Origin of the sequence: uncultured Sphingomonas sp., from assembly GCF_964235535.1 — a bacterium.
Taxonomy (GTDB): domain Bacteria; phylum Pseudomonadota; class Alphaproteobacteria; order Sphingomonadales; family Sphingomonadaceae; genus Sphingomonas.
This window is the reverse complement of the sequence record NZ_CAXSBH010000094.1, coordinates 1-4096: the sequence shown is the minus strand read 5'-3', so window position 1 is coordinate 4096 and position 4096 is coordinate 1. Positions and strand designations below refer to the sequence as shown.

Here is a 4096-nt window from a genome sequence, read left to right as displayed (position 1 = left end):
TCAGCCCCGCGCGGTTCAGCTCGCCCATCACGCGCATCACCCGCCCGTAATCGAGTCCCCGATCCGCGCGCAGGAACACCTGCGGCGGCTTCGCAGCATCCCCGGCCGATGCGATCCGCTCCAGCCGCGCGGGCAGGTCGCCCTCGGCCAGCTCGGTATTGTCGACGAACAGCTTGCCCGTGCGGTCGATAGAGATCTGGACCGGCTTTTCTTCGGCCTCCAGCGGCTTGGCGCGGCTGTCGGGCAGGTTCACCGGCACGCCAGCCGTCAACAGCGGCGCGGTCACCATGAAGATGATCAGCAGCACCAGCATCACATCGACCAGCGGCGTGACGTTGATGTCCGCCATCGGCGCGCGCCTTCCCCGCCCGGCTCGCGACGGCAGGTTCATCGCCACCCTACCGCGCCCCGTCCAGCTGGCGGCTCAGCGTCGCGTGGAACCCGTCGGCGAAGCGGTTCAGCCCCGCCTCCACCCGGTTCACGCCGTGGCTGAAGCGGTTATACGCGATCACCGCCGGGATCGCCGCGAACAGCCCGATCGCGGTCGCGAACAGCGCCTCCGCGATCCCCGGCGCGACCACCGCCAGCGACGTGTTCTGCGCCGATGCGATCGCGGTGAAGCTCCGCATGATCCCCCACACCGTCCCGAACAGCCCCACGAACGGCGCGACCGACCCGACGGTCGCCAGGATGTTCAGCCGGTCGGAGATCGCGTCGATCTCCGCGGCGACCGACGCGCCCATCGCGGTGGCCAGCCGCTCGCGCGTGCCGCCCTTGTCGATCGGCGAGGTCGCGGTCGACCGCCGCCACTCGTCCACCCCCGCCGCGAACACGCGCGCCGACGGCAGAGCGCTTTGCCCATGGAGCTTGTAGAACGCGTCGATATCGTCCGCGGCCAGGAAGTCCCGCTCGAACTTTTCCATCTCGCGCCGGGTCCGCCTGACCCGCCGCGAAAAGGAGAAGATGATCGCCCAGGTCCATATGCTGGCCAGCAGCAGCCCGACCATCACCGCCTTCACCACGAAGTCGGCCTGCAGGAACAGCGCCACGGGAGACAGGGTCGCCGCGTCGGTCTCGAAGAACGGATTCACGCTGTCGCCTCTCCCCGGCGGGTCGATCGCGGCCACCGCCGGCCGTTCTCCGCGCGGTGTAGAGGACGCACCCTCCCGCGCAACCCGCCGTACACGCCTTCCGGCGCGCAAATCGGCCCGAACCCCTTCCCCGGCGCACATCGCGCGCCGCCGGGGTTCGCTGCGCCCGGCGACGCGGCTCCGGTTCAGGCGACCGCGAAACCCACGCGCGGACGTCGACGCATCACGCCGCCGACCAGGCCGAAGCCGAGGATCATCGACAGCCAGGTGGCGGGCTCCGGCACGGGGGCCACGACGTCGAAGCTGACCGCGCCCAACTTGAAGCCGTCGTCGCGATCGGACGCCAGCCGCGACGCGCCGACCAGCCAGGTGGTGGCCGCCGCGGCGGTACCGAAGCCGCTACCGCCCGCGACCTCGAAGCCGCGGCTCGTGAAGCCGGCGAACTGCGCCGCCACGCCAGCCGCCGGGTTGAGCTCGCCGTAGCTGATCCAGGCGTCCGTATCGGTCGATGCGCCGCCGCTCACCGAAAAGCCGTTACGCGTGATCCCGGTCAGGGTGACGGCCCGCGAGAAGGTCAGCGCCACGAAATCGAAGGAGCCGATATTATCGGTGACATGCGAGTTGTTCGCCACGCCGTTCCCCTCGAAACGGTTGGTGACGCCCAGCCCCGACGAGTATGTGCCCAGATACACCTGCTCGGGTACGCTGAGCGCGGTCGAGCCGGACCAGGCGGTCGCGCGCACGCCGACGCCGCCCGAGCTGGTCGTGTACGAATTGCCGAAGGTCCCGCTCGTCGGCGAGTTGCCGGTGAAGCTTACGCTAGCCGCGCCCGCAGGCGTCGCGAGGGCCAGTGTCGCCAGAACGGCGGTCGTCAATAGAGTAGCGCGCATGATGTCGTCCCCTGTTCGCAACCGTCGGCGTGCTTGCCGAAAGTTCTCGCCGCAGTCGTCGAATCAGGCAGCGGCTCCGAACGGAAATACTGGATCGAATGATTGAAGGGCGAGCGGTGATGAAGACTTGGACCGTTCGGATTCGGCACAGTCGATGATCTGTCGCACAACGGCTCATTAACTTCAGAGATTAGCTATGTATCATCCCGGCGTCGTTCGGTCGCCGCGGGATTATGGTGAATCTGAACGAAACTACTTAACCGGCCGCGCGTCGGTCGAACGCGAACGCCGCCTCGTCGATCAGCTCGGCGATGATCGCGGCCGCCGGCTCCTCGCGCGTGACCATGCCCACCGATTGCCCCGCCATCACGCTCCCATGCTCGATGTCGCCCTCGATCACAGCCCGGCGGAGCGCACCCGCCCAATAATGCTCGATCTCCAATTGCGCCTCCGCCATCGCCACAGCCTCCTCGTCGAGCCGCCCGGCCACCTCGCGCTGCTTGGCCGTGAACAGCTCATTGCCTGCATTCTTGAGCGCGCGGACCGGGATCACTGGCAACCGAGGGTCGAGCTGCACCGACGCCACCGCATCGCGCGCCGAAGCGCGAATAAAGGCCTGCTTGAAACGCGGATGAGCGACCGACTCGGTCGCGCACACGAATTTGGTGCCCAGCTGCACCCCCGCCGCGCCCATATCCAGATACCCCGCGATCGCCTCCCCGCGCCCGATCCCGCCCGCGACCAACACGGGCAGCTGCTCGGCAATCACCGGCAGCATCTCCTGCGCCAGCACCGACGTCGACACCGGCCCGATATGCCCGCCGGCCTCCATCCCCTCGATCACCAGCGCGTCCACGCCCGACCGGATCAGCTTCTTCGCCAGGCTCAGCGCGGGCGCGAAGCACACCACCTTGGCCCCCGTCGCCTTGATCGCGTCTAGCGACCCCTTGGGCGGCAGCCCCCCCGCCAGCACCACATGCCCGACCCGGTGCCGCCCGCACACTGCGATCAGCTCGGTCAACGCCGGATGCATGGTGATCAAATTCACCCCGAACGGCTTGTCCGTCAGTTCCTGCGTCGCGGCGATCTCCCGGTCGAGCAGCTCGGGCGTCATCGCTCCGCACGCCAGCACCCCGAACCCCCCCGCGTTCGAGATCGCCGCCACCAGGTTCCGCTCCGAAACCCAAGACATCGCCCCGCCCAAGATGGCGTACTCGCACCCGAGGAAAGTCGCGCCGCGCGACATGCGGCGTGCGAGGCGACCACGGCCAGTGGAGGTGACGGGAGGATGGGCGAGGGTGTCGGTCATGCGGGTACCTAACCCTCACCACCCCGCCCCCGCAAGCGGAGCGCCCCTTCCAACCCTCTCCTGCCTTTGCGGGAGAGGGACAGGCGCGTGAGCGCCAGGGTGAGGGCCGGACCTCTCCCGGAGGGGGTCCGGCCCTCACCCTCGCCGCGGCTGCGCCACGTCTTTCCCTCTCCCGCAAAAGCGGGAGAGGGTTTGGGAGCGGGTCTAGTCTTCACCGGTCCAAGGCGCCCGCGAACGCAACGCATCTAGGACGACCGTAAGCACGCCATCCATATTCTGTGTCACCTCGTTGTTCCAGAAACGGAGCACGAGGTAGCCGCACCTTTCCAGATATGCGGTCCGTCTGGCATCGACGATCTCGTCATGCTGGCTCCCGTCAAGCTCGACGATCAGCTTGGCGTCGACGCACAGGAAGTCGGCCACGAATGGGCCCACCGTGGATTGGAAGCGGAACTTGTATCCCTCCAGCCTTCGGTCGCGGACGCGCTGCCAGAAACGCTCCTCGACCTCGGTCCGCTCGCGACGAAGGCGAGGAGCGTGCGGGCTGGCGCGAGATTTCGGCCGTTGCATCCGGCCGGGATGGCACAAGCGCGCCAAGGTGAGAACCGCCCTCCAGCCCTCTCCCGCTTTCGCGGGAGAGGGAAAGACGCGCGAAGCGCGGCGAGGGTGAGGGCCGGACCTCTCCGGGCTAGGCCCGCCCCTCACCCTGGCGCTTCGCGCCTGTCCCTCTCCCGCGAAAGCGGGAGAGGGTTAGGCTTAGGACTCAATCAGCACCAATAGGCAAGGCTGGCGGCGAGTAAGACGCC

5 protein-coding genes are annotated in these 4096 nt (G+C 68.2%); all 5 read right to left on the bottom strand.

The annotated features are described in order from the left end of the window. Nucleotides 1-397: ExbD/TolR family protein (locus tag ACFE7F_RS15565; protein ID WP_375404758.1), on the bottom strand; the 397-nt coding region annotated here is incomplete at its 3' end. A 1-nt stretch (nucleotide 398) separates the two neighbouring features. Further along, nucleotides 399-1091, bottom strand: coding sequence for a protein TolQ (tolQ, locus tag ACFE7F_RS15560; protein WP_375404757.1), 693 nt, complete (start codon nucleotides 1089-1091; stop codon nucleotides 399-401). A 185-nt stretch (nucleotides 1092-1276) separates the two neighbouring features. Then, nucleotides 1277-1981, bottom strand: a complete 705-nt coding sequence (locus ACFE7F_RS15555) for a PEPxxWA-CTERM sorting domain-containing protein (protein ID WP_375404756.1) — start codon at nucleotides 1979-1981, stop codon at nucleotides 1277-1279. Nucleotides 1982-2237: 256 nt separating this feature from the next. After that, the gene (locus ACFE7F_RS15550; RefSeq protein ID WP_375404759.1) at nucleotides 2238-3227 is read right to left on the bottom strand and encodes an NAD(P)H-dependent flavin oxidoreductase; all 990 of its coding nucleotides are present in this window, start codon (nucleotides 3225-3227) and stop codon (nucleotides 2238-2240) included. 267 nt (nucleotides 3228-3494) lie between these two features. Beyond that, a complete protein-coding gene (locus tag ACFE7F_RS15545; RefSeq protein WP_375404755.1) occupies nucleotides 3495-3860 on the bottom strand; it encodes an endonuclease domain-containing protein in 366 nt (121 codons plus the stop codon). Nucleotides 3861-4096: the final 236 nt, after the last annotated feature.

Bases quoted from the DNA above. Each gene is read 5' to 3' on its own strand.
- ACFE7F_RS15545 (WP_375404755.1), bottom strand. From the start codon at position 3,860: ATGCAACGGCCGAAATCTCGCGCCAGCCCGCACGCTCCTCGCCTTCGT.
- ACFE7F_RS15555 (WP_375404756.1), bottom strand. From the start codon at position 1,981: ATGCGCGCTACTCTATTGACGACCGCCGTTCTGGCGACACTGGCCCTC.
- ACFE7F_RS15550 (WP_375404759.1), bottom strand. From the start codon at position 3,227: ATGTCGCGCGGCGCGACTTTCCTCGGGTGCGAGTACGCCATCTTGGGC.